This window comes from Spirosoma spitsbergense DSM 19989 (assembly GCF_000374085.1).
Classification (GTDB): Bacteria; Bacteroidota; Bacteroidia; order Cytophagales; family Spirosomataceae; genus Spirosoma; species Spirosoma spitsbergense.
In genome coordinates this window covers 1-25,226 of the sequence record NZ_KB893592.1, presented here as the reverse complement: position 1 = coordinate 25,226, position 25,226 = coordinate 1, and the positions used below count along the sequence as shown (strand labels likewise).

The 25,226-nt window shown below is 48.3% G+C and carries 23 protein-coding genes and 1 pseudogene; 15 read left to right on the top strand and 9 right to left on the bottom strand.

What is annotated here, in order from left to right:
* The first annotated feature begins 64 nt into the window (after positions 1-64).
* The 7 genes from B157_RS0128740 (at position 65) to B157_RS0128710 (ending at position 6,903) form a co-directional block, all read left to right on the top strand.
* Positions 65-1,018 carry an FAD:protein FMN transferase gene (locus B157_RS0128740; RefSeq protein ID WP_020606766.1) on the top strand — a complete coding sequence of 318 codons (954 nt, stop codon included), beginning with the start codon at positions 65-67 and terminating at the stop codon, positions 1,016-1,018.
* A gap of 44 nt (positions 1,019-1,062) precedes the next feature.
* Positions 1,063-1,911 (top strand): TIGR01459 family HAD-type hydrolase, encoded by an 849-nt coding sequence (locus tag B157_RS0128735; protein ID WP_020606765.1) that lies wholly within the window; start codon positions 1,063-1,065, stop codon positions 1,909-1,911.
* A gap of 155 nt (positions 1,912-2,066) precedes the next feature.
* Positions 2,067-2,306: an acyl carrier protein gene (locus B157_RS0128730; RefSeq protein ID WP_018617787.1), complete on the top strand. Its 240-nt coding sequence runs from the start codon at positions 2,067-2,069 to the stop codon at positions 2,304-2,306.
* A gap of 153 nt (positions 2,307-2,459) precedes the next feature.
* Positions 2,460-3,710, top strand: a complete 1,251-nt coding sequence (gene fabF, locus B157_RS0128725; RefSeq protein ID WP_020606764.1) for a beta-ketoacyl-ACP synthase II — start codon at positions 2,460-2,462, stop codon at positions 3,708-3,710.
* A 3-nt stretch (positions 3,711-3,713) separates the two neighbouring features.
* Positions 3,714-4,490, top strand: coding sequence for a ribonuclease III (gene rnc / locus B157_RS0128720; protein WP_026309034.1), 777 nt, complete (start codon positions 3,714-3,716; stop codon positions 4,488-4,490).
* Positions 4,491-4,906: 416 nt separating this feature from the next.
* Positions 4,907-5,182 carry an Hsp20/alpha crystallin family protein gene (locus B157_RS40340; protein WP_342664724.1) on the top strand — a complete coding sequence of 92 codons (276 nt, stop codon included), beginning with the start codon at positions 4,907-4,909 and terminating at the stop codon, positions 5,180-5,182.
* Positions 5,183-5,379: 197 nt separating this feature from the next.
* Entirely contained in the window at positions 5,380-6,903 is a 1,524-nt protein-coding gene (locus B157_RS0128710) for a Do family serine endopeptidase (RefSeq protein ID WP_020606761.1), read from the top strand.
* Positions 6,904-7,007: 104 nt separating this feature from the next.
* On the opposite strand, the gene gmd is transcribed toward B157_RS0128710, so the two are convergent.
* Both gmd and B157_RS36195 read right to left on the bottom strand, forming a co-directional pair.
* Entirely contained in the window at positions 7,008-8,120 is a 1,113-nt protein-coding gene (gene gmd / locus B157_RS0128705) for a GDP-mannose 4,6-dehydratase (protein ID WP_020606760.1), read from the bottom strand.
* Between the two features lie 78 nt (positions 8,121-8,198).
* Positions 8,199-8,789 carry a hypothetical protein gene (locus B157_RS36195; protein ID WP_026309033.1) on the bottom strand — a complete coding sequence of 197 codons (591 nt, stop codon included), beginning with the start codon at positions 8,787-8,789 and terminating at the stop codon, positions 8,199-8,201.
* A gap of 121 nt (positions 8,790-8,910) precedes the next feature.
* Between B157_RS36195 and murB the strand changes: the two genes are divergently transcribed.
* The gene (murB, locus tag B157_RS0128695) at positions 8,911-9,936 is read left to right on the top strand and encodes a UDP-N-acetylmuramate dehydrogenase (RefSeq protein WP_020606758.1); all 1,026 of its coding nucleotides are present in this window, start codon (positions 8,911-8,913) and stop codon (positions 9,934-9,936) included.
* Positions 9,937-10,001: 65 nt separating this feature from the next.
* Here murB and B157_RS0128690 read toward each other — a convergent pair whose 3' ends face one another.
* On the bottom strand, positions 10,002-10,916 hold the full coding sequence (locus tag B157_RS0128690) for an ROK family protein (protein ID WP_020606757.1): 915 nt from the start codon (positions 10,914-10,916) through the stop codon (positions 10,002-10,004).
* A 126-nt stretch (positions 10,917-11,042) separates the two neighbouring features.
* Positions 11,043-11,720: an SDR family oxidoreductase gene (locus B157_RS0128685; protein WP_020606756.1), complete on the bottom strand. Its 678-nt coding sequence runs from the start codon at positions 11,718-11,720 to the stop codon at positions 11,043-11,045.
* A gap of 156 nt (positions 11,721-11,876) precedes the next feature.
* On the opposite strand from B157_RS0128685, the gene B157_RS0128680 reads away from it, so the two are divergent.
* Both B157_RS0128680 and B157_RS0128675 read left to right on the top strand, forming a co-directional pair.
* On the top strand, positions 11,877-12,608 hold the full coding sequence (locus B157_RS0128680) for an MlaE family ABC transporter permease (RefSeq protein ID WP_020606755.1): 732 nt from the start codon (positions 11,877-11,879) through the stop codon (positions 12,606-12,608).
* Positions 12,609-12,711: 103 nt separating this feature from the next.
* Entirely contained in the window at positions 12,712-13,458 is a 747-nt protein-coding gene (locus tag B157_RS0128675) for an ABC transporter ATP-binding protein (protein WP_020606754.1), read from the top strand.
* Positions 13,459-13,462: 4 nt separating this feature from the next.
* On the opposite strand, the gene B157_RS0128670 is transcribed toward B157_RS0128675, so the two are convergent.
* The gene (locus B157_RS0128670; protein WP_020606753.1) at positions 13,463-15,547 is read right to left on the bottom strand and encodes a ComEA family DNA-binding protein; all 2,085 of its coding nucleotides are present in this window, start codon (positions 15,545-15,547) and stop codon (positions 13,463-13,465) included.
* Positions 15,548-15,681: 134 nt separating this feature from the next.
* On the bottom strand, positions 15,682-16,938 hold the full coding sequence (locus tag B157_RS0128665; RefSeq protein WP_020606752.1) for a hypothetical protein: 1,257 nt from the start codon (positions 16,936-16,938) through the stop codon (positions 15,682-15,684).
* Between the two features lie 154 nt (positions 16,939-17,092).
* Between B157_RS0128665 and B157_RS0128660 the strand changes: the two genes are divergently transcribed.
* From B157_RS0128660 to B157_RS0128650, 3 genes are all read left to right on the top strand, one after another.
* Positions 17,093-17,722: a thymidine kinase gene (locus B157_RS0128660; RefSeq protein WP_020606751.1), complete on the top strand. Its 630-nt coding sequence runs from the start codon at positions 17,093-17,095 to the stop codon at positions 17,720-17,722.
* Complete coding sequence (porZ, locus tag B157_RS0128655) at positions 17,719-19,995, top strand: type IX secretion system anionic LPS delivery protein PorZ (protein ID WP_245565317.1); 2,277 nt, start codon at positions 17,719-17,721, stop codon at positions 19,993-19,995. Before B157_RS0128660 ends, porZ begins: the two co-directional genes overlap by 4 nt.
* A gap of 159 nt (positions 19,996-20,154) precedes the next feature.
* A complete protein-coding gene (locus tag B157_RS0128650) occupies positions 20,155-21,135 on the top strand; it encodes a pyruvate dehydrogenase complex E1 component subunit beta (RefSeq protein ID WP_020606749.1) in 981 nt (326 codons plus the stop codon).
* Positions 21,136-21,251: 116 nt separating this feature from the next.
* Here B157_RS0128650 and B157_RS36190 read toward each other — a convergent pair whose 3' ends face one another.
* Positions 21,252-22,427 (bottom strand): aminotransferase class I/II-fold pyridoxal phosphate-dependent enzyme, encoded by a 1,176-nt coding sequence (locus B157_RS36190; RefSeq protein WP_020606748.1) that lies wholly within the window; start codon positions 22,425-22,427, stop codon positions 21,252-21,254.
* A gap of 248 nt (positions 22,428-22,675) precedes the next feature.
* Positions 22,676-23,722 (bottom strand): zinc-binding dehydrogenase, encoded by a 1,047-nt coding sequence (locus tag B157_RS0128640; RefSeq protein WP_020606747.1) that lies wholly within the window; start codon positions 23,720-23,722, stop codon positions 22,676-22,678.
* Between the two features lie 30 nt (positions 23,723-23,752).
* Here B157_RS0128640 and ybeY point away from each other — a divergent pair, with 30 nt between their 5' ends.
* Positions 23,753-24,184 (top strand): rRNA maturation RNase YbeY, encoded by a 432-nt coding sequence (gene ybeY, locus B157_RS0128635; protein ID WP_020606746.1) that lies wholly within the window; start codon positions 23,753-23,755, stop codon positions 24,182-24,184.
* Here ybeY and B157_RS0128630 read toward each other — a convergent pair.
* On the bottom strand, positions 24,181-24,942 hold the full coding sequence (locus tag B157_RS0128630; protein ID WP_020606745.1) for an SDR family NAD(P)-dependent oxidoreductase: 762 nt from the start codon (positions 24,940-24,942) through the stop codon (positions 24,181-24,183). The two genes, ybeY and B157_RS0128630, sit on opposite strands and share 4 nt — an antisense overlap.
* Positions 24,943-25,041: 99 nt before the next feature.
* Between B157_RS0128630 and B157_RS0128625 the strand changes: the two are divergent.
* Positions 25,042-25,226, top strand: a pseudogene (locus B157_RS0128625) (IS701 family transposase); the annotation flags it as partial.

The window sequence follows — 25,226 nt, the reverse complement described above, 5'->3', positions numbered from 1 at the left end:
AATCAAACACGTTCTGACGGGATCTTTGTTCACCAGATTAGTCATTCTATTCCTATTATGGCCTGTGGGCGCTGTATTCGCCCAATCGGAACCGTTACTGCGTTTTACGTTTCGGCGCGAGCTGATGGGAACACAGTTCAATGTCATTTTCTACGCCCCCGATAGCCTGATTGCTCAACGAGCCTATGATGCCGTTTCGGGACGGATGGATTCGCTGAACTACGTCATGAGCGATTATCTGGATGATTCCGAGATAAATCGGTTGTCGGCAACGGCAGGAAGCGGAGGGTATGTGCCGGTTTCCCGCGACTTATTCCATGTGTTGCAGAAAGCTCAAACGATTGCAAAAAGCTCCAAAGGCCTCTATGACCCAACCATCGGGCCATTATCGCAACTGTGGCGCAGAGCCGTTCGGCGGCAGGTTTTTCCAACGGCCAGACAGCGTCGCCGGGCGAGACGGGCCGTTGGGTATCGGTTGATGGACCTGGATAGCCTAACCCGTTCTGTGAAGCTAAACCGGGCTGGCATGCGGCTGGACCTGGGTGGTATTGGGCAGGGCTTCGCCATTGACGAGGCTATGGCCGTTTTGCATCGGTTTGGTGTTCAGGCTGCGTTGATTGATATTGGTGGAGATATTCTGGCTGATGAGGCTCCACCGGGTACACCAGGATGGCGCGTTGGCATTGGGTCGGGGAAGGGAGCTGGTAGCGACACGACGACTATTTTACTTGCCAAAGCTGCCATTACCACATCGGGCGATGCCTATCGTTTTCTGGAACACCAGGGCCATCGGTACTCCCACATCATGAACCCACGCTCTGGATTGGGGCTCGGGCATTTTGTTCGGGTAACGGTTCTGGCACCGGACGGCTATCGGGCCGATGCATTAACAAAAGTCTTCAGCGTGGCTGGCTGGCGTAAAAGTCGCCGATTGATAAAGCGGTTTCCGGGCGTAACAGTGTTGATACTGGAGAATAAAAAGAGTCGGTTACGACAGTGGCAATCAGCTCCATTTTGACCCACTCATTGCTTTTCGTCCGCTTGTCATTAACTTGTTCCCCCATGCAGCTTTCCGATTTCAAAACCGTAGCCACCAAGTACAAAGTACTATTTTTCGATGCGTTCGGGGTTCTCAAAAACTCAGAAGGAATACTTCCGGGCCTCGAATCTACCTTCGACTGGTTACGAGAAACAGGTAAGGAATTTTATATTTTAACGAACGATGCCTCCCGAGGGCCAAAAGAACTGGCGGCATCTTACAATAATCAGGGGTTATCGGCCATCACAGCCAATCGGATTATATCGTCGGGTATGCTGGCGCGGGAGTACCTGGACCTGAAGGTGCACAACGGTACGGTAGCGTATTTAGGCACCGAGAAATCCGCTCATTACCTCGAAACAACTGGCGTCAAAACCTTGCCTATCAGCCAGGTCGATTTGAAAGATGTGTCGGATATAAATGCGCTGGTTTTGCTGGACGACGAAGGCTTTGATTGGAATACGGACCTGACCAAAACCGTTAACTTACTCCGGAGACGTAATATACCGGTCATCGTAGCCAATACAGATGCCACCTATCCGGTATCCAAAACCCGCATTTCCATTGCCATCGGTGCCGTGGCTAAAATGATTGAAACAATTGTGGGGAAGACATTTATCCGTTTTGGAAAGCCGGATGCCCAGCTTTTTATGTTTGCTTACGAACGGTTGGAAAATGCAGCGCATATCAGCAAACGGGATATTCTGATGGTAGGAGATACGCTGCAAACCGATATTTTGGGGGGCAATAAATTTGGTCTGGATACTGCTCTTGTCCTGACCGGTAATACGCAGGCGCAGGATGCTGAAATACTAATTCGAAGCACAGGCATCATTCCCACCTATGTTTGTAAATCAGTTGTAATACGTTGATATAGTTGTTATTAAGCAGATAATTGGCTGAATTTTAGTCTATTACTTATAATAGACTGGTATTATTCAACGATTTTGCCCCTAAAAAATTGTTTGATAATACAAACGTAAATACGTTTCTTTGCGCAGTTTTTTAACTACAACGGACTACTAAAATGTCGGACATTGCACAAAAAGTTAAGAATATCATTGTTGAAAAATTGGGTGTCGAAGAATCAGAAGTGACCCCGGAGGCAAGTTTCACGAATGACCTGGGTGCCGATTCGCTCGATACCGTCGAGTTGATTATGGAATTTGAAAAAGAGTTCAATTTACCTATCCCTGATGACGAAGCTGAAAAAATCTCAACGGTTGGTTTGGCTATCGAATACCTGGAAAAACACATCGGTAAATAATTGTTAGTAGTACCTCTGAACGATTATTTCGCTAGTAAGTTAGTCTGAAAACGCAATAATCGTTCAGGGGAAAATTAGTAAATGGCTGAAAAACAGTGCAACTAGTGTAAATTAGGTGCTCGTTTTTCGTTAATCATGACGCAGTAAAGCTGTATGGCGTTCAAAAGAGTAGTAGTGACCGGCCTTGGTGCATTGACACCCATTGGCAATGATGTACCCACTTACTGGAGTAACTTAGCCGCTGGTGTAAGCGGTGCCGGTCTCATTACAAAATTCGATGCCAGTAAATTTCGTACGCATTTCGCCTGCGAATTGAAAGGTGTAGAGGTTACCCAGTATATTCCCCGGCAGGAGGCTCGCAAAATGGACGCTTTTACCCATTATGCCCTAATTGCTACGGATGAGGCTGTAAAGGATGCTGGCCTGAATCTCGATGCTATCGACAAAAATAAGGTTGGCGTTATCTGGGGGTCGGGTATCGGCGGACTCAAGTCGTTTGAGGATGAAATGATTGATTATGCCAAAGGTGATGGTACGCCCCGAATCAATCCCTTTTTTATTGTCCGCATGATTGCCGATAGTGCATCGGGGCAAATTTCGATGCGTTACGGATTCCGCGGAACAAACTACGTTACCGTTTCGGCCTGTGCCTCTACAAACAACGCCATTATTGATGCCTTGAACTACATCCGTTTAGGGCGGCTGAATATGTGTGTGGTGGGTGGTTCTGAAGCCGCTGTTACGAAGGCAGGCATTGGTGGCTTTAATGCCAACCGGGCGTTGTCGGAGCGCAATGACTCCCCCGAAACTGCTTCCCGACCTTATGATAAAGACCGGGATGGGTTTGTGATGGGCGAAGGGGCAGGGGCACTTATTCTGGAAGAATATGAACATGCTCAGTCCCGTGGTGCCAAAATTTATGCGGAGTTAATTGGGGGTGGCATGTCGTCGGATGCCTACCATATCACCGCACCGCACCCCGATGGGTTGGGTGCTTTTCTGGGCATGCAGGATGCACTCAATGATGCGGGTATTGCCCCCGAAGAAATCGACTACATCAACACGCACGGTACGTCTACACCAATAGGTGACCCGCAGGAACTCAAGGCTATTTATCAATTGTTTGGTGAGCATTCATTCAAGATGAATATTAGTTCAACCAAGTCAATGACCGGGCATTTGCTCGGAGCCGCTGGCGCCGTCGAGGCAATTGCCTGTATTAAAGCGATGGAACACCAACTGGTGCCACCAACCATTAATCATTTTACCGACGACGATGAAATCGATTCACGCTTTAACCTAACGTTTAATACGGCCCAGGAACGTTCAATAACGACTGTTATGAGTAACGCCTTCGGATTTGGGGGGCACAATGCTATTGTCATTTTCCGTAAACCCAGCTGAGCCGTGCAAATCGCTCTGCCTCGTAATTTGTTTAATCCGTTAGACTGGTTTCGGCGGTCCGGCGATCCGGCTCGTAGCAATGATCCACGCAAAAAATTGCGTCGTTCTATAGCACATATTATTGGGTCCAGGCCATCCAACCTGGGCTTGTACAATCTCGCATTACGCCACACGTCTGCTTCGAAGGCAACGGCAATTGAAGGATTTCGGGAGTCTAACGAACGGTTGGAATATTTGGGGGATGCCGTTCTGGGTATGGTTATCGCAGAATATCTTTTCAAAAAATATCCCTATAAAGATGAAGGGTTTCTTACGGAGATCCGCTCCCGAATTGTAAACAGGGAGACATTAAATGGCATAGCCCGTAAAATAGGTCTTGATCAGCTTATTGAATACGATGGTAGCCGCACACGCAGTATGCCCGCCCGTACATCCATGTACGGCGATGCGCTCGAAGCTTTGGTAGGTGCTGTTTACCTGGATAAAGGCTTCCGATTCTCACGTCGGTTTATTCTGAAAGACTTACTTGCCCACTACGATATTGATTCTGTCGTGCAAAACAACGGAAACTATAAGAGCCGTTTGATTGAGTGGGCGCAGCGGGCCGGTAAAGAGATACGATTCGAAATCGTTTCTGAAAAAGGAAATAGTCATTTCCGGGAGTTTATCTCTCAGGTTCTGGTCAACGATGAACCTTTTGCCACAGGCAGCGGCTACAGCAAGAAAAAAGCCGAACAGGCTGCTGCCGAGAAAGCCTTCGAGATGCTGGCTATCCAATAGATTACTCCTTTCTTCGCTTTTGTACCTGATCGTATACGCAACGGTCTTTTTTGCTTCGGATGCTCCTTTCCTGACAGTATGTCCCTGCATTATAAGTCATTTTGACCTGAATCAATGGTAAATACGGTGATGAAAATGACAAAACTACTGATTCGATGCGTTCCTGACTGATTGGTACACAGTTTGAAAATGGATGAATATACATCACACTAAACCCATTTTTCAACGTAAAACCAATTGATAGTCCTGAATCCGTTAATGCGCACGAGCAACAATTTACCATCGTTGATCGAGAACTTTTTCGGTCGCGATGTGAATGATCTTTTTAACACGAGCGTGTTTTCGTTCAATAACGTTCCTGCCGTGAACGTCGTTGAAAAGAAGATGGTTTTCAGATTGAAGTAGCCGTACCTGGTTTGAAGAAAGAAGACTTTAAACGTAACCTGAACCATAACAATCTTACTATTTCAGGTTCGCAGGAGACTACAAAAGAAGAGTCAGGTAAAGCGGATGGGCGATATACGCGCCGTGAATTTAATTACTCATCTTTTCAACGGACGTTTACTCTGCCAACGTCAGTAGATGTTGATGCCATCCGGGCTTCTTATACCGATGGTTTACTTACCATTGAAGTTCCCAGGCGGGAGGAGGCTAAGATGAAACCACCTCGTCAGATTGAAATTGGTAACTAGGTTAAGAACTACCCGCTACAGCTTGATACAAAGCCCGCGAGGGATTTCCCCTCGGGCTCTTTGTTCGTATTTTTTGGTCCTAACAAAGCCCTGTTAAATTTTGTTAAGGATATAGACCCGCCGAATTTTTAGGAAGCTACTTTCCGTTATACCTGTACAAATACACAAAAAGCAAATTATATTTTTCCCATTTAATCATGAAAAGCAACTGGAAACTATTGGCGTTGATGGCTCTTCTTTCGAGCGTGGTCACGCTGGCCGCTTACAACTTCCTGGGCTTCAACAACCGGGACGTAGTTTTTAATGAATCGTCCTCAGCCCCGACGATTTTGGGACGATTGGCATCTCTGCCAAATGGCCCCACCGCTACACCAGGAGATTTCTCTACCGCAGCCGAAGCCGTAACACCGATGGTCGTTCATATTCGTACAACGATGACCCGTACCGTTCGTCAACAACAGGTACCCGATATTTTTCGGGAGTTCTTCGGCGACGAGTTTGGCGGACAGCGGCAGCAGCCCCGTCGCCAACAGGGGCAGGCGTCAGGTTCGGGCGTAATTATCAGTAAAGACGGCTACATTGTTACCAACAACCACGTTGTGCAGGATGCCGATGAGGTTGAGGTTATTATGACCGACAAACGTAGCTTCAAAGCAAAGGTAATTGGTACGGACCCCCTAACTGATCTGGCTGTTATTAAAGTAGATGCCAACAATCTGCCTGCCATTACGCTGGGCGATTCAGATGGACTGAAGTTAGGTGAATGGGTGCTGGCCGTTGGTTACCCGCTTGATCTGGAATCGACGGTTACGGCGGGTATCGTTAGTGCCAAAGGTCGTCGGATCGGTATCCTCGATCAGAACATCAGCAAAACGGATCCAAAACCTGATTCGCCGGTTGAAGCGTTTATCCAGACGGATGCCGCTATTAATCCGGGTAATTCAGGTGGTGCGCTGGTAAATCTGCGTGGCGAACTGGTCGGTATTAACTCGGCTATTGCCTCAGCAACGGGTTATTACAGTGGCTATGGTTTTGCTGTACCAGTATCACTGGTGAAGAAAGTATCGGCCGATTTACTCAAGTACGGAAATGTACAGCGTGGCTACATCGGTATTCTCCCCATCGAATTAAACAGCACAGTAGCGAAAGAGAAAAATGTGAAAGTAGGTCGTGGTATCTACGTTCAGGAAGCTGTTGAGAAAGGGGCTGCTGAAGCTGCTGGTTTGAAAAAGGGTGACGTTATTGTGAAAATGGACGGACAGCCACTGGATTCTGACGCTCAGATGCGGGAAATCATCGGTCGTCGTCGTCCAGGCGACATCGTAACCGTAACGGTTAACCGGGACGGCAGCGAGCGTGACTTTAAAGTAGAGCTGCGCAACCGGAACGGTGGGCGTGATGTGATCAAAAAAGCAGACGTAGCAGCTGCTAACACCAGTTCGCTTAGTTCGTTGGGTGCTCAGTTTGAAGAATTATCTGATCAGGACGCCAAACAAATCGGAATAGCCGGTGGTGTTCGGGTGAAGAAAATTACAAGTGGAAAACTGGCTGAAACGGATGTAGAAGAAGGATTTATCATTGTGAAAGCGAATGGTAAAAGCGTTAAAACAACGAAAGACCTTCAGGCTATCATGGCCTCTGTAAAAGAAGGTGAAGGCTTGATGCTGATTGGTATGTATCCCAACAGTTCGCGGATGTATTACTACGCAGTACCTGTATAACGGATAAAATCAGTCCGGTGCAAACAAAAAATGTCCGCCAGTAAATGGCGGACATTTTTTGTTTATGAAACGTTAATGCTGATTACTCAGATAGTTGTATAAGTCTATTCGAAGTAGTTCAATATCTGATGACCGCTTTTTGAAAGAAGCTGATCGCGCTGGAATAAGGCAATATCGGCAGTCATCATGTCTTTCACGAGGGCTGCCAAATCATACTTCGGCTTCCAGTTCAGTTGGGTCATTGCTTTGGTTGGATCACCCAGTAACAAGTCCACTTCCGTTGGGCGGAAATAACGTGGATCAATGCAAACGACTGCTTTCCCTACCTCTACCGGGAACTCAGGATTCGTTGAACTCGCAACGGTTCCTACCTCAGAAACCCCCTCGCCACTGAAGGTAAGTTCAACCCCAATTTCGGCAAACGACATCCGAACGAAATCACGTACACTGGTCGTAACGCCGGTAGCAATTACGTAATCTTCAGGCTTATCCTGTTGCAAAATCAGGTACATGGCCTCTACATAGTCTTTCGCATGACCCCAGTCTCGCAGGGAGTCAAGGTTTCCCAGGTAAACCTTGTCCTGTAGCCCCAGTGCAATACGGGATACGGCCCGGGTAATTTTGCGGGTTACGAAGGTTTCTCCCCGTAGTGGCGATTCGTGGTTGAACAGAATCCCATTGCAGGCATACATGTTGTATGCTTCCCGGTAGTTAACGGTAATCCAGTAGCCATACAACTTGGCTACCGCATACGGCGAACGTGGATAAAATGGTGTTGTCTCTGATTGGGCGTGGCCCTGCACACCGCCATATAGTTCCGATGTCGACGCCTGATAAATTCGGGTTTTTTCAGTAAGCCCGAGCAAACGAACTGCCTCCAGAATACGCAGCGTTCCGATACCATCCACCTGAGCCGTATATTCTGGTTCATCGAAACTCACCCGCACGTGCGACATGGCACCGAGATTATAAATTTCGTCGGGCTGAACTTCCTGAATGATGCGGATAATATTGGTCGAGTCCGATAAATCGCCGTAGTGGAGAATGAAATGTACGTTTTTCTCGTGCTGGTCTTCGTACATGTGGTCAATACGCTGCGTATTGAAGAGCGAACTCCGGCGTTTGATCCCATGAACTTCGTATCCTTTTTCCAACAGTAGTTCGGCCAGATAGGCCCCATCCTGTCCGGTGACTCCGGTAATTAGTGCTTTTTTCATTTATTTAAACAGGTCAATACCAATGCTTAAAATTATCTTAATTAAGCAAAGTTAACGTATACCAATGAAATTCATGAACTACTTTATTAATAGGCTTCGTCTTATATCTACCTTATCGGGCTGTAACTGCGCCGATATGATTAACCGGCGAATGGCCGAGTAGTAGCGTTCTGCATCTAAACGACGCATAAAGTCGCCTACTTTTAGTTTATAGGTTGGTTGATTATAACTTAAATAAGGGCTCAGTTCGGGGAAATTTTGTGTGATTAGTAACTTAGCATCTTCGACTTGTTGACGCTGCGTTCCTACATACACCTGAATACGATAACCCGGCGCATAACGAACAGAGCGGTTTTCGGTGGCCAGCGTGTCTAGCACCATGTCGAGCCTGCGGTTAATGTGCAGTGCTTCCACGGGTGCCGTTGGTTTACGGACATCCGGTTTGCGGGGTGTCGCTGCCGGAGCCGGCACGGGTACTGTTGAGCGATTGCCTGCGGGCGGGGTAGGGGGCACTGAGTTATAAACAGGCCGTACCGAAGATAGGTCTTCATTATAACTGTTATAATCGACAGTAGCTGAACCACGACCCGACGATACAGAACGACTGCCCGCACAACCACTAATAAGTAGTACCGTAAGTAGTAAAAATCCGTATAATCTGCCAGACATAAGCATCATTCGATAGCGTACAAAATTAGTCGTTTTAGCGTTATAATACGTTAATCTACTGATTCAACTTACCAGGCCGTTCCATATTTTGGTTAATTTTGGCTTTCATCGTCCATAAGATATGTTGACTATAGAAAGCCATGTATCACTCAAACCCTACAATACGTTTCACATTGATGCCAATGCACGGTATTGGGTTGAGATCACGTGCGAAGAAGATATCTATACCCTACTCCAGCTAACCGAGTTTGTGGATACGCCCAAACTGATTTTGGGCGGGGGGAGTAATGTCCTTTTGTGCCAGGATTTTGATGGCTTAGTCATCAACGTTAATATTCAGGGAATTGAGGTAATTCGTGCCGATGATGATCATACCTATATAACGGCCGGCGCTGGTGTGAACTGGCATAAACTAGTCCTGTTTTGCGTTGAGCACGGCCATGCTGGTATGGAGAATCTATCCCTGATTCCGGGAACGGTAGGTGCCGCGCCCATGCAGAATATTGGTGCTTATGGTGTCGAATTGGAACAGGTATTCGAATCACTGACGGCAGTGCACATACAAACGGGCGAAAAACGGACTTTCTCCCATGCTGACTGTGCATTTGGCTACCGGGAAAGTGTCTTCAAGCGGGAGCTGAAAAATCAGTACATTATTACCGCTGTAACATTCCGGCTCGATAAGCATCCCGTTTTTCATACACGCTACGGAGCCATTCGGGAAACACTGGCCGAAATGGGTGTATCGGATGATACGTTGTCCATTCAGACAATCAGCGAAGCCGTTATCCGCATCCGGCGCAGCAAACTTCCCGACCCTGCCGAAATTGGTAATGCAGGAAGTTTTTTTAAGAATCCTGAGGTTCCGAAACCGCAGTTCGACCGCCTGAAAGCTCAGTATCCAGCGTTGCCAGGTTACCCTGTTGGTAATGATTTAGTAAAAATACCGGCGGGATGGCTCATTGAACAGGCAGGCTGGAAAGGGTACCGAACCGGCGATACAGGTGTTCATGCGAAACAGGCGCTGGTATTGGTTAACTATGGCAATGCCACTGGAAACGACATTGTAACGCTCGCCAGGCAGGTGCAGCAATCCGTACAGGAAATGTTCGGCGTCCTGATTTCTCCGGAAGTAAATATTGTTTGAATGAAGGGGAAGTAGCGGACGTGCGAAAGCAATACATTCGTGTCCGCTACCTGCCACTTTCCGCTTTACTCAAAACAGAGCGAAGCTGCGCCAAGCAAACCAGCATCATTCCCAAGAGTAGCCCGTTTAATGCTCAGGCCATTTTTGTAATAATCATTGAGCCAGTAATCGAGGGTTTTGTGAACCGAAGGCATAATGTAGTCGAAGGAAGCCGATAATCCACCACCAATTAACACCTGCTTGATATCCAGTATTTTAATAAGGGCTGCCAACCCTTCGCCCAGCATTTCGCCCACCTCGCCCCATATTTGCAAAGCTAGCTCATCCCCCTCGGCAGCAGCCGCTACCAGGCCTGTTGTTGATATATGCCCATCATCAGGCAACATTGTTTCATTCTTAAAATTTTCCCGGCGTTCGTTGGCTAGTTGAAGTAGTTCAACCTTACCAATATTACGCTCCAGCACCCGGCCGTTGCGCGATGGGATATGACCGGGTTCCATGGCATTGCCATCGCCCCCCGTAAAAATCTTTTTATTGATAATGGCAGCTCCACCTATCCCCGTTCCGAGAGTAATGAAGATGTAGTTTTCCGTAATTTTCTCTTCGGCAAAGTAATACTCACCCAAAGCAGCCGCATTCGCATCGTTGGCCAGAAAAAATTGAGTACCCGGGAAACGTTTACTCAGTAAGTCGACCATTGGGATATCATTGATTTCTGGAATAGCCGTAATCTCTAGCGGAATCGTTCGTTCGCGATTGAGCATGCCAGGAAGCCCAATGCCAACCTGCTTTATATCTTTATGACTCAATAGCTGTAAGGACACTGCATCGCCAAAGCGCTCAATAAAGTGGCCCGACTCACGCCAACTAATCGTGTCGTGACTATAAAAGTTAGATATTTTGCCAGTATTGGCATCGACAATACCCATTTTGACGTTCGTGCCTCCAACGTCAATACCCAGATACTCAACGGAAGCCATTCGTAGTTATAGTCAGTTTAATAATGAAATTGTACCAGCGCTTAGGAATAATAAAGCCGGGCGCAAGATACAAAAGAGTCCGTAGTGAATTGTTATCAGTTGCCAACTGAGTATGAGTAAATGCACTTAAAGGTCGCCTAGCTGGGGGCGAATAAGGATTTCTTCCACTACGGCACTGCGGGAAAGCGAATAGGCACCCCACACACTATCGGCTACATCAACAGGTTTCAGAAACCGTTCTTCCGGCAAGTCAGTCCCTTCCCAGCTGGCTGTAAGCGTAGCACCCGGCAAAACGGCTGTCACTTTCACATCATGGGGTTTTAGCTCCTCGCGCAGTACACGACTCATGCCTAACAAAGCAAATTTGGAGATACAGTAAGAGCCGCCATTGGTGTAAGGAGTGATACTCGCCGTTGAACACATCATGAATATATGACCCTGCCGACGGGTAATCATGCCATTGAGCAGGCCGCGCGTCAAATGATAGGCACTACCCAAATTGGTATTCATCACTACATCGAACGTGCCTTCCGCTTCATTTTGAATCTGGCCAGGCAAAAAGACACCCGTATTATTGACGAGTACATCGACTGGTCGTTTTAGGGAATGAATATAGTTGAGCAGCACATCAACACCCGCACGGGTAGAGAGGTCGGCCGCCACGGGAAATAGTGTATCCTGCACGGGTACATCTTCAACGGAGCGGGCGCAGACAACAGCGTCAAACCCGGCGGTAACGAACCTATCTACTATGGCGCGCCCGATACCTTTAGTGCCGCCCGTTACAATAATTAGTGGATTCATTAAATTGATAGTCTGTAGTTGTACTAATTTAAACGGTCTGTCTTCTTCCTAAAGCGCAAGTTACATCAGAAACCATTCTATCTTTCCGGGGGTTCTTCCGAAGGACTGTCATCCGCTGTGCGTCGGAGATAGTCTGATCGTTTCGCTACTCAGTTTATGTCAAGATTAGGCAATTACTTTATTTTTTTGGGTACACTCTTCCGTAATCGGGAGAAGTTCGGGGTTTACTTGAAACTCATCCTGGACGAATGCACCTCCATTGGTGTCGGTTCTATTTTCATCGTCGCCCTGGTCAATACGTTTATCGGAGCCGTTACCTGCGTACAGACGGCGTACAACCTGACGAATCCCTTCGTGCCCAAAAATATCATTGCGCTCATCGTACGGGATAGCTCCATTCTGGAGTTGGCACCGACGTTGTCATGCATCGTTCTGGCGGGAAAAGTAGGTTCCAACATTGCCAGTGAACTAGGTACTATGCGCATTACCGAGCAGGTCGATGCGCTTGAAGTGATGGGAATTAATTCCAGTTCCTATCTTATCCTACCTAAAGTGATAGCGTCTGTTCTTATGTTTCCCTTACTGGTAATTATGGCTGGCTTTCTGGCCATTCTGGGCGGGTACATTGCAGGTACGCTGGCAGGGGTAATTACGCCGGAAGAATATGTATCGGGCCTGCGATTCGAGTACAAGCCGTTTGGCGTTGCGTTTGCGCTGATTAAAACGGTTGTGTTTGCTTTTCTGGTCTCAACGATTTCGGCTTATCAGGGCTACCGGGTTCGGGGTGGAGCGCTGGAAGTTGGTGCTGCTTCAACAGCAGCGGTAACCAATAGCTGTATTGCTATCGTAGCCGCTGACTTCGTTCTGACGCAAATGTTACTAACCTAATTGTGACTAAATGAATGAGTGGTTGAGTGAATAATACGTCAAAGCGGGTTGGTACTGACAATTATTTACTCAGTCGCTCATTCACTCAACTACTCATTGATAAATGATTACGATTAAAAACATATCAAAAGCCTTCGATGACCGTCAAATTCTGGTGGGTATAGAAGGCAAATTTCAACCCGGCGAAACGAGCCTGATTATTGGTGGTAGCGGTACGGGGAAAAGTGTTTTGCTGAAGTGTATGATTGGCCTGGTCAAACCGGACTCTGGCGAGGTAATGTACGACGGTCGAAATTTCCTGACCAGCTCTCTGAATGATCAGAAGGCTATCCGGCGCGAAATGGGGGTGCTGTTTCAGGGATCGGCTCTATTCGATTCAAAGTCGGTACTGGACAATGTTCGATTTCCACTCGATATGCTCACCGACCAGCCGGAAAACGAGAAAATGGACCGGGCAATTGAATGTCTGAAACGCGTTGGGTTGGAAAAGGCCAGGGATTCCATGCCCTCTGAAATCAGTGGTGGGATGAAAAAGCGCGTCGGAATAGCCCGGGCCATCGTATTGAATCCTAAATATTTATTCTGCGATGAGCCAAACTCCGGACTTGACCCGTTGACATCGGCCAAAATTGATGAGCTGATTGCCGAAATTACCGAGGAGTTTCAGATTACTACCGTTGTAATTACCCACGATATGAACTCGATGATGGAGATTGGCGAGAAGATCATGTTCCTCTACAAGGGTAAAAAACTCTGGGAGGGTGACAGTGCTTCGCTGACTCATTCCAGTGTAGATGAGTTGAATGAGTTTATCAATGCCAATAAACTCATCCGGGAAATGGAAAAGTAGACGACTAAAAACGCCAGCGTGCCTGAACTTTCACTTCCGTTTTGTGCGGGGCATCAATTAGGTCCAAACTGGAGCCAACGGTGGTTTGATTGGTCAGATCAGTTCTGGCCCAGCGTACCCATATATCCAACTGCTGGGTTAGTCTGTATTGTGCCAGTAAATAATGGCGAACACCGTGATTGAAATACGCCGGAAACGAGAAGGCATACAGCACGTCCCGCTCGTAGACGTACTGCCTGCTATCATAATCATCCGTGCCAAACAGCGCAATCCGCCCGCTCAAACTCAGTCGCCGGTAATCGAATGTGGCATCCTGCACCAGCGCTAATCCCTGAGAAGCTGATTGGCCGGCATACGTAAAACTGCCCCACTGCACCCGCGAACGCAGGGAAAGGCCGGGGGCTAATCTGTACTCGGCGTTCAAGGCGTAGCTGCGACGCGTGGTGCCAACCACATCTTTAACTTTGCCAAGGGTCAGGTTTTTCTGTTTGTGTTCTTCGTGATAGACTGCATAAAAGGCCGTTTGGCGGTTGGGGGTGTAACGGCCCTGTAACAAATAATCGAACCCGCCGGATGGTTTATCAACCAGGTATTTTAACCACGGAAACGTGTAGAAGTCAATAAACCCGCCGACCGTCACTTTCCGGTAAACGGTGTATTTCACGCCCAGATAAGCTCCCGACTCGTTGCTGTTCCGGGTTCCTTCACTGAAGGCGTTCCCGTAAAAACTATGAAAATTTCGGTCGTAATGGCGAAGAAGAAGAGCTACATCTACTTTTTTGGTCAGACTGGCTAAGGCACCCACTACCGCACCAATACCGCCCGAATTAGTAACGGAGCCACTACTACGGGCCACTTCGCCAAACAGATTCCAGTTGTGCCAGATGTAGCTGCCATGTAGACCCGCAACAAGATTTTGCTTTCCCGTGAAATCGTACTGATTGTAGGCTAAATTCCGCTTCTGAAAATAGTTGCTGAAGGTTGTTTGTAGTACCGTGAAGCCAAGCTGAAGCTGATTGCGGTTATGATAGAGGACATGAGCGCCCAGATTTGTTTCGAGTAAACTCCCTTGGTCATTAATTTCTGATTTTGTTCGGTGAAGACCGGAGGTTTGCAGTGAACTGAAGATAGTCCCATTACCCAAACTGTCCGCTACAATATTCGCATCGCGACGGTTTCTGGATGCCATGAGCGTAATGTCCAGCGTCTTGTGCAGGGCATACGTTGCTGTGGCACCCCTAAAATAACCGTATTCGGTCAGTGATGTGTAGGGCCGGGCACCCAGGGTAGGGCGACGAACGGTCTGTACCGTTTCGGCACTTTTGCCCAGTACGAACCCCGCCGACAGAACCAATCCCTGCCCGATTTGCAGTTGATAATCCCCGACCAGAATGTTCCGCCAGCGACCCCGGTTTTGAACCTGGGCGTGAAAGGAAATATAATCCGCTCCGTACCGGTTGGACGAAGGGTTCCAGTTTAGCTGCTCGCCGGGGTCTTTTTCCATCGTTAGCCCGATGCTGAAAGCGCGTGGACGGCTGTAGCGATAGCGGGCGTACCACTGCCCGGCGTCGCCGAGGTAGCGCGTTGGCAGGGTACCCTTTTTGTCGGGCGTGGCTTCCGTAAATCCCTTCTGGATTTCAGCTACCCGCTCATAGCGTACAATCAGGTAATTATCCGTCGGAGTTGGTAAAACACCAAACAAACCCGGCGTGCCGGCAACCGTTACAAAAGGGAGCAACCGCCGGATAGTGGGTAAATCAAAACCAGGTACTGCCTGTAATTCGTAGACAGATAGTAAATCACCCAATTCTGTACGGTAGCTCGCCAAATTGCTTAGCTGACGTTCGGTGAGAAGGTAGGTAGCTTCCAGTTCTTCCCGGCTTGCCGTGTTCAGGTCAAGCGGACTGGCGTAGAGCTGGGTCAGTGCATCATAAACGGCCTGATAATCAATGCCCTCCGTTTGTACGGGAAACAGGTCTTGCAAATACTTGCTAATATCGGCATCCCGACGCAACGCCGTATTCGTTTGTGACTGAGCCGCAAACGAGATAAAGAAGCCAGCTACAGTGAGCAGGTAAACCGTTCGCAAGACCTTTTCTGTTTAGATAAAATAGCCGCTTACCGGAAGCAGTTGACTATGCTGCTACTGGTAAGCGGCTATTGGACGGAATCACTTCCAAAAGGATACCACAACAACGATAAAAAAAGCGTCGAAAGTGGGAGTTAAGAAAACCGGCGTTTCAAGATTTCGACTAATTCACTGACTTCATCACTACTCATATCCCATAGATACTGAGAGGCATAGCGATAAGAAACCAGGTCGAGTGCCTGCCCATAGTTATCCAGGGTGTCAATTTCTTCAACAGCTTGATTATAAGCGCTTGAATTGCCGTTGAAAAGCTGATTGATAAACCGGAATTTTTGATTCAGTGAAATGCTCCGGGCAACACTCTCAATGGGTGCCTGGTGGAATTTTTCGGCAACTGTATTGGAGTCTCCGGTAGTAGTTTCCCGTAGCGTGTCATTCAGCGCGGGGGGGTTATCACCCACGGCAACAGGCCGTGATGTTTCCTCTACAACCGGCTGCGAGATGGCACCGGTCTTTAACTGCGACGGCTGGCTTGTAGGAGCGACTGGCTCCGGCCCGGAGTGACCGTCCAAAAATTTCGCGCCCGTAACGCTGGCGGTTTCTTCGACCGGAGCAGCAGGAGTCAAATCAGCTTTAGAGGCTACAGCATGAGTGGCGGCTGCGGTTGTCGATTCCACTACCAGTGGAGCGGGTGGAACAGCGGTTTCGACAGCAGCATCGAAAAAGGAACGTGCCGGAGGTGCTGGAATATTGTCGGGTACATGACTTCGCAACAGAGCCGACACATCCATCGGTAATTTCTCCGAAAACAGCGCAACGTACTTGTCGTAGTGTTCTAATTCATGGCCTTTCTGCGTAAGTGCTTCATCCAGATAAATAAGCGCCTGATTCACGTAAACGAACGGTTTCCCATTGGTACGTTGCGTAATATGAGTCGGGATAAACTGATTTATTTTTGTGTACCGCGTTATTTGGCGGAGTGCTTCGATCGTTACGGTAAAATCAGGCTGGCTACGAAGTACATCGTCAAAATAAGCACGTGGGTCAAATATTAAGGTAATGGTACGGCGGGTGGCATCAGCCAGCAGTGGTTCCAGATGTTCGCGCCGAACAGAAATGTATTGCGACACTACATTCATAAAGCTTTGTAACGATTCCTGTACTTCGGCGGCCGTAAAATCGAAATAAGGACTACGGAATTTAGCCGTATCTACCTGCCACTTATCTGATAGATGGTTGATAATTAGAAAATTAATCTGACTAATAGGGGTAAGCGCCATAAGCTGCTGCCCATTTATGGCTGTGTGCTGCTGATAAAAATCAGCCGCAATCCGACGGGCGTAGGACTTGCTGTATTCGGTGAGAGCGTTGGCGTTAAACTTGTTCGACATTAGGAAAAGCCTTTGTTTTGTAAAGATAAAGTTTTCGGTCGCAAACTCATTTTGGGTATTAAATAAAGTTCAAAAAAGTGAGGATGCCCACTAACCGGGCAATAAGCGGTACAGATAACCTATTAAATGGGTTTTAAAAAGACGCAACTACGTAATGTTTATCGAACCTACACGACGGCGCGAACCAACTCATCTCCGAACGGGCTGGATCGAAGTGATTTGCGGATCAATGTTCTCCGGCAAAACGGAAGAACTGATTCGCCGACTCACCCGTGCCCGGATTGCCAAACTCAATATCCAGATTTTTAAACCCGCTCTGGACACCCGCTACCACCACGAAAATATTGTTTCTCACTCCGACCTGACTATTCCATCGACACCTGTACAAACAGCGAGCCAGATTCTGCCACTGGCGGGCGATTGCGATGTGGTAGGTATTGATGAAGCCCAGTTTTTTGATACCGACATTGTCAATGTTTGTATCAATCTGGCCAATCAGGGCAAACGGGTTATTGTAGCAGGGCTGGATATGGATTTCGCCGGGAACCCCTTCGGATGCATACCCCAACTGATGAGCGTTGCCGAATATGTAACCAAAGTTCATGCCATATGCATCGTCTGTGGCGATTTGGCTCAGTACTCATACCGGCTTGTACCGTCTAAAGAACGGGTTTTGCTGGGTGAAACGGAAAGCTACGAAGCCCGCTGCCGACGCTGTTTTAACCTCGGTGAGAATGCAGGCCGGAAAGAATGGGTGTACGAGAATGTTACGGATGATGAATGATGAATCATAATCAACGCGACACCGTCAATCAATACAGGAATAATACACTATTCCTGCTTGTCGGCCTGTTAATCAGTATTCATTATACTGCATTTTCTCAAATTGGCATCTGGCAAACGCACGCCAGCTACCAGTCCGGCCAGTCGGTAGCTGTAGTGGGCACGAAGATTTATGCCGCTACTCAAAATGGGTTTTTCTACTACGACAAAAACACGGGCGAAACCACAACGCTTGGCAAAGCAGATGGGCTGAGTGATGTGGGTATCAACCGAATCCTGTATCTCGCCGACCAGAAGAAAATACTGATTGCTTACCAGAATGGCAATCTGGATTTTCTGGCGGTTACGGAAACGGGTGAACCAAACGGGGTGACCAACATAAACACTATTGTTTCGGCGTCGAACCTGCCCGATTTGCGGGGCATCAATCACCTGAACCGAATCGGTACCAATGTGTACCTCAGTACTTCATTTGGTATAGTGGTACTGGACATTATAAAGAACGAAGTACGGGATACTTACCTCGGTAGAAGGCGTGATGGTTTGCCACTATTTGTGCTTCAGACAACAATAACGGCGGATAGCCTGTATGCACTTACGGGGGCTCTACAGCCGTCCGATTACGTATCACAACTTCAGGCAATACGGTTTGCTCCCAACGTGAACATTGCTGACCCTGCTAACTGGAAACCGATAACTAAACCGGGTTCGCGTACGGCTACTTCGGTTGAATCAATCGGTACAAATCAGGGGCGGCTGTCGATAACGGTACCGGGTACCGGAGTTTATGAACAACAAAACGGCCAGTGGGTACTAACGAAACCACTCTCAAACACGCTGATCCGCCAATTCCCGGCTGCTAATGGATCAATCCTGGCCACCGATAAAGTCATCACCCTGCCGGGTAGTGGGTCGTACTCCGGGCCTTTACTGGCTAACCCCCGTGAGGTGGTGGCTGATGGCGGCATGGTGTGTGTTGCCGATGGTCAAAATGGGTTGTTGTTGGGTAATGCCGGGGTATTCCAGCGTATTGTTCCCGAAGGCCCTTCCCGTGATTCCTTCACCGGTTTGTATGCTTACCCGAAAACGCTTGTTCCGTTGTCATTCCGTCAATACGATAACACATCGGGCTTTTTTGAGTCATTTTCCGTACCCACCGGGCGGTGGAATCGGTATAGTCTAGCGACCGTAAGCTTCAATTCAGCAGCTTATCTGCCCACAGAGCAACGTCTTTATCTGGGTAGTTTTGAGAGCGGGTTGTGGAGTCAAAATGAAGGTCAAGCACCTGAGATAGTTACTGTACCAGCCACCATAAGGCCATTAATTATGGGTCTGGCTGCGGATAACGTTGGTAATTTGTGGCTAATTACTGGTCAAACGAACCTTCAGCAGGCTTCGCTGCATCGTCGGCAGGCTGATGGTCAGTTCAAATCATTTCCTGCAATTGGGCGGGTCGACATTTTACAGATTGTTCCTGATGATAATGGTTTTTTATGGCTAAGGCTCCCTCTAGGCAATGGCATGATTGTGTTTGACCCGTCAACCAATCGGGTGCGCTACCTGTCAACACAAACCGGGCAAGGCGGTTTACCCACAAATAGCGTTCGTACCTTAGCGAAAGACCGAAACGGGGCTATCTGGGTAGGGACAGATGCAGGCCCGACGGTATTCGATAATCCATATGGTGCGTTCGATGGTACGATTGATGCCCAGCCGCCCCGGTTGAACGGGCGCAGGTTGCTACCTAACGAGGTCATTACGGCTATGGCTGTAGATGGTGGAAACCGAAAATGGCTTGGTACCCGAAACGGTCTTTATCTCGTTGCGCCGGACGGGTCGCAATTGCTGGAAACGTTTACAGCGCAGAACAGTCCCTTACCCGTCAACACCGTTCAGGCACTGGCGATTGAGCCTGTCAGTGGGAAACTATTCATTCAAACCGGAACGGATACCCGTGCCTATGGATTGATTTCTTATCAGGGAACTGCCACCGAACCCGCCGAAGCACTGACCAACATCACAATTTTCCCCAATCCGGTTCGGCCTGATTTTAGCGGAACCGTTGGAATCAGGGGACTGACGGAAAACGCGACGGTCAAAATTCTTGATGCAGGTGGGCAATTAGTGTACGAAACCCGGTCGCAGGGAGGAACGGCTACCTGGAACCTGATTGACTATAAAGGACGACAGGCCCAAACCGGCATTTATCTGGTTGTTGTTATCACCGCCGATGGTACGGAAGGGTTGCAGGGAAAATTGGCCGTAGTGCGCTGAACGCTCATTCTGAACGTAACTTCTGTCGAATACTGAAAGCCCTGCAACACTCATTTGATGAATCAGGGCATTTTGCCTAATTTTGACCGGTTTTCTGCCCTATTATCCCGGCTTGCGAATTGGCCGGATATGTAACAAAACGCAAACAACGCATTCAGCATGAGAGAAATACAGTTCCGCGAAGCCCTGCGGGAGGCAATGACGGAAGAAATGCGCCGGGACCCACTCGTCTATCTAATGGGCGAAGAAGTTGCCGAATACAACGGTGCTTATAAGGTTAGCCAGGGAATGCTGGACGAATTTGGGCCGGAGCGGGTTATTGATACCCCCATTGCCGAACTGGGTTTTGCTGGTATTGGTGTTGGTTCGGCCATTAACGGACTGCGGCCAATCATTGAGTTTATGACGTTTAACTTTTCCCTTGTCGCTATCGACCAGGTGATTAATTCGGCGGCTAAAATTATGTCGATGTCGGGCGGGCAATACTCTTGTCCAATCGTATTCCGGGGGCCAACGGGTAATGCCGGGATGCTGTCCTCGCAGCACTCACAAAACTTCGAGAACTGGTTTGCCAATACATCGGGCCTAAAAGTGGTTGTACCCTCGAACCCATACGATGCTAAAGGCTTACTTAAGTCGTGTATCCGCGACAATGACCCCGTAATTTTCATGGAGTCGGAGTTGATGTACGGCGATAAAGGCCAGGTTCCGGAGGAGGAGTACCTGATTCCGATTGGCAAGGCAAACGTTGTTCGGGAAGGCAATGACGTAACGATTGTTTCGTTCGGTAAAATCATGAAAGTGGCCCTCGCTGCTGCCGATGAGTTAGCCAAAAATAATGTATCGGCCGAAGTAATCGACCTGCGCTCCGTTCGCCCGATTGACTACGCAACGATTATTAACTCGGTGAAGAAAACGAACCGGTGCGTAATTGTTGAGGAAGCCTGGCCATTGGCCGCTATTTCGTCGGAGCTGACATATAATATTCAGCGTAATGCGTTCGATTATCTGGATTCGCCGGTAGTTCGGGTCAACAGCATGGATTTGCCCCTGCCTTATGCTCCAACCTTAATTGAAGTTATTTTGCCTAACGTAAAGCGAACATTACAGGCGGTAGAAACCGTGATGTACAAGAAGTAATACCCTAAAAGCGGTTTTTGCAAAAAGAGTCAGCCAGCTATGTATTCAATACATAGCTGGCTGACTCTTTTTGGATGGATGAAGAAAAGCGCGAATGCCTGTTTGCTGCTTCCTTATTAATCCTGTTCGATTGTTTCACCGGCTAGCGTTGCCTGTAAAATTTCGACCAGACGGTCTATCTCCTCCATCGTATTGAACGCATGAATGCATAACCGTAATCGTTCCTGCCCGGCTGGAACCGTTGGACTTAAAATGGCCCGTACATCCAGCCCAACCTGTTGGGCCTGATGAGCCACCTGCCGGGCGAAATCGTTGCCGGGCAGTATTAAGCACTGAATCGGGGACTGACTATTTGTCCAGGTCGTGTTAGGTAACGAATGGTTGATACGCTGTTGAAAATAGGTAAGTTGTTTCTGAAGTCGAACCTGCGTATCGGCATGGCTCTTCCTGTGTTGATGAGCGCATTGAATGGCCAGCAGACTATGGGCTGGCAAGGCCGTCGTGTAAATAAAAGTCCGGGCGAAATTGATAAGATAATTTTGTAACACAGCAGGCCCAACAACAGCCGCCCCGTGAATGCCTAACGCTTTCCCAAACGTATGCACTCTGGCTAACACCCGATCCTGCAACCCCATGGCAACAACCAGGCCTTCGCCATTTGGCCCATAAAGCCCTGTTGCGTGGGCTTCATCCACTAAAAGAGCCGCGCCGTACTGTTCGCAGAGATCGACTAGTTCCTGCAGCGGGGCCATGTCGCCGTCCATGGAATAAACGGACTCAACCGCAACAAACACCTGCCCTTTTTTCAATGATTCACGGGCCGTTTTAAGTTTGGCTTCAACATCTTCTAAGTCATTATGCCGAAAACGGTGGCGGGTTGCATAACTAAGGCGTGCCCCGTCAATCATGCTGGCGTGAATCAATTCGTCCGTCAGCAATGTGTCGCCATCCTTCGGCAGGCAAGCCAGCAGACCAAGATTTGCATCGTATCCCGAATTGAAGATAAGGGCGGATTCGGTCTGGTAAAATCGGGCTAGTTCCTCTTCCAACTCCTGGGCCAACAATGTCTGACCCGCCAATAGTCGTGAACCCGTCGCTCCGTTATGGGGCTCTGCCTGTTCGGCGTGAGCCTGATGAATAAGTAGTTTAAGGGCAGATGAACGGGCAAATCCCAGATAATCATTTGAGCAGAAATCAACTTTTTGATTGGCCAATGTTAAATGGCGTAAAAGACCATTTTGCTGGTGAACTGCTAACCGTTCTGATAAGATTTGGCCAACCGGATGCTTCATTATAACCATAGAGACAAAGGTAAGAAGCTACTTGATTTAAAATTTAAGCGGCAAAGCGTTAACCATAACAACTTCTAAATCAGGAATATGAACACCCATTTTCAGTGTCTTTAATTTGTGTAATGTGTATAAGTGTATAGTTATCCACACTTTACTTGTGGATAACTATACCGGAGCAGTAGAAATTATTAAATTATCGGTTATTTTGTATGTTTTTTGTTTATGGTTTAATGAAAACGGTATCAAACCTAAATAGATAGAACAATTTTCCCAAACTGACTGCCTGCGTCCATCTTCTGCATGGCTTGTTCGGTATCGGAAAGGGGCACAACCCTGTCAATCACAGGAACAAGTTGATGGTCAGATACAAACGAGAGCATAGCGGTGAACTCACCCAGTGTCCCCATCGTACTCCCAAAAATAGATAGCTGCTTGAAAAATACCTTGGACGGTATAATATCTGTTATGTTACCCGTAGTACTGCCAAAGAAAGCAATCCGTCCACCGGGAGCAGCCACATCAATCAGTCTGGCAAATCCTGGCCCACCCGCACTGTCTATAATGACATCGAAGTAACCCCGGTTTCCACCCGTTGTGTTTCCCGTTCCTGTCTGAGCCAGAAGTGCCTTGTGCCAATCGGCCTGTCGATAATTGACTCCACCGGCGGCTCCCATTTCTGTTGCTTTTTCAATTTTATCATCCGAGCCGGAGGTTACCCATACCTCTGCTCCGGCAGCTACCGCAAATTGCAAAGTAAACAGAGCGGCCCCCCCGCCAATACCGGTAATGAGTACTTTTTCAGAAATAGCACTACTATCACTGCTTCTGTACAGCCCGGCCCGTGTCATCAGGGCTCGCCACGCCGTCAGGCCTGCTAGTGGCAGTGCGGCTGCCTGCTCTACGGAAAGATGGTTCGGCTTGTGGTGAATGGAGTCGGTAGGAATCCGCAAATACTCCGCAAATGTCCCATTCGTAGGCATACCCAGAATTTGAAAATCAGCGCCGTAAAATTTAGGATTAGGTCCCCAGTTCAACGCTGGATTGATAATAACGGATTGTCCTTTCCAGGATGAATCGACCCCTTCGCCTGTTTCTATTACCATACCAGCTCCGTCGGAGCCCGGAATTACCGGTAGCTTGATGCCGGGATACAAGCCTTTCTGAACGAAGACGTCGCGGTGATTCAGGGCGGCTGCCTGGAGTTTTATGAGTACTTCGCCCGGCCCGATAGTGGGTTCATCTGTATCAACATACTGAACGGGTTGGTGGGTTTCGGCGAGCAGAATAGCTTTCATGGCGTATCTTTGGAGTAAATTAATGAGCTAATGATTCGGTTTTTCAATGAGGACGTACCCTATAAGCTTGCTCAGAAGCAGCCAACGCGTCAGTGGCTTAAACGGCAGGCCGAAGGAGAAGGTTATGCAGTTGGTGAACTAAACTATATTTTCTGTTCCGACGACTATATCCTGCAAGTCAATAAGGACTATCTTGAGCACGACTACTATACCGACATTATTACCTTCGATCAGAGCGAAGAAGAAGGTATACTGGCCGGTGATATTTTTATCAGTGTAGACCGAGTGAACGATAACGCGGGTCAGCTGGGAGTATTGCCCGAACAGGAAATGCGTCGGGTCCTGGCGCATGGATTACTGCACCTTTGCGGCTACGGAGACAAAAGTGCTGAGGAGTCTACGCAGATGCGGGCAAAGGAAGAGGAATGGCTGACTGATTTTTCTACACCGCCACAGGCCTAACCCGCCGTCAGGCCCCCGTCTAGCTGGATAGCCTGCCCGGTAACGAACGCGTTCTCGTCGGAGCAAAGCCACAGAATGGCCTGAGCAATCTCCTCCGGTTGTCCAAACCGACCCATCGGAATCATCCGGCGCATCTTCTCTTCCATAGCTGGTGCCTGCTGAATCAACTCGTCGACCATGGCAGAATGCGTATAAACGGGACAAACTGCGTTGACACGAATGCGTTGCCGGGCATATTCCAGCGCTGCCGTTTTGGTCAGACCAATCACCGCATGTTTCGAAGCACTATACGGTGCGCCCATCGGCATGCCGCGCACCCCCGCAATGCTCGACACATTCACAATTCGCCCCCCCTCAGGTTGAGTCAGCATCTGTTGAATTTGGAACTGCATCCCATAAAATACGCCCCCAACATTGACGGCCATAATCTGGTCAAAGTCCGATTGAGTCTGTTCAGTAAAACGACCATACTTACCACCTATACCCGCATTGTTGATGCCGATATCCAACTTTCCATATACGTCAATTGCGTGCCGAATGGCTGCCTCAATCTGAGTAGGGACGGCCACATCACAGGCAACAAATAAGGCGTGGCCGCCCAGTTGGTGGATTTGTGAAACGACGTTCGGTCCACTGCTTTGGTTGACATCTGACACAACGACAGACGCGCCCGCTCTGGCGAAAACAAGTGCCGTTGCCCTACCAATGCCTGATCCGGCACCGGTAATAAAAACAACCTGGTTAGTAAAATCCGACATCGCTGAAAAAGTGGTATAAGTAATCTTACCGCATAAGTTGGTTCATGTTACTATACTGAAGTTACGCAAAGTGGTTAAGTGGACAAATTATCTTTGGTAATGCAAACGAACCTTGATTTATATACAGACTATCTGCTCAGTTCATTCGGCCAAACTTCAGCTACCAACATGGCCCGCCTGATGGATGACCAGCTTAGCCATGATGATGTTACTCGATTTTTAAGCCATCCTCATCAACTTGGCCAAACGCTCTGGAAAACGGTTAAGCCATTAGTTCGAAAGCA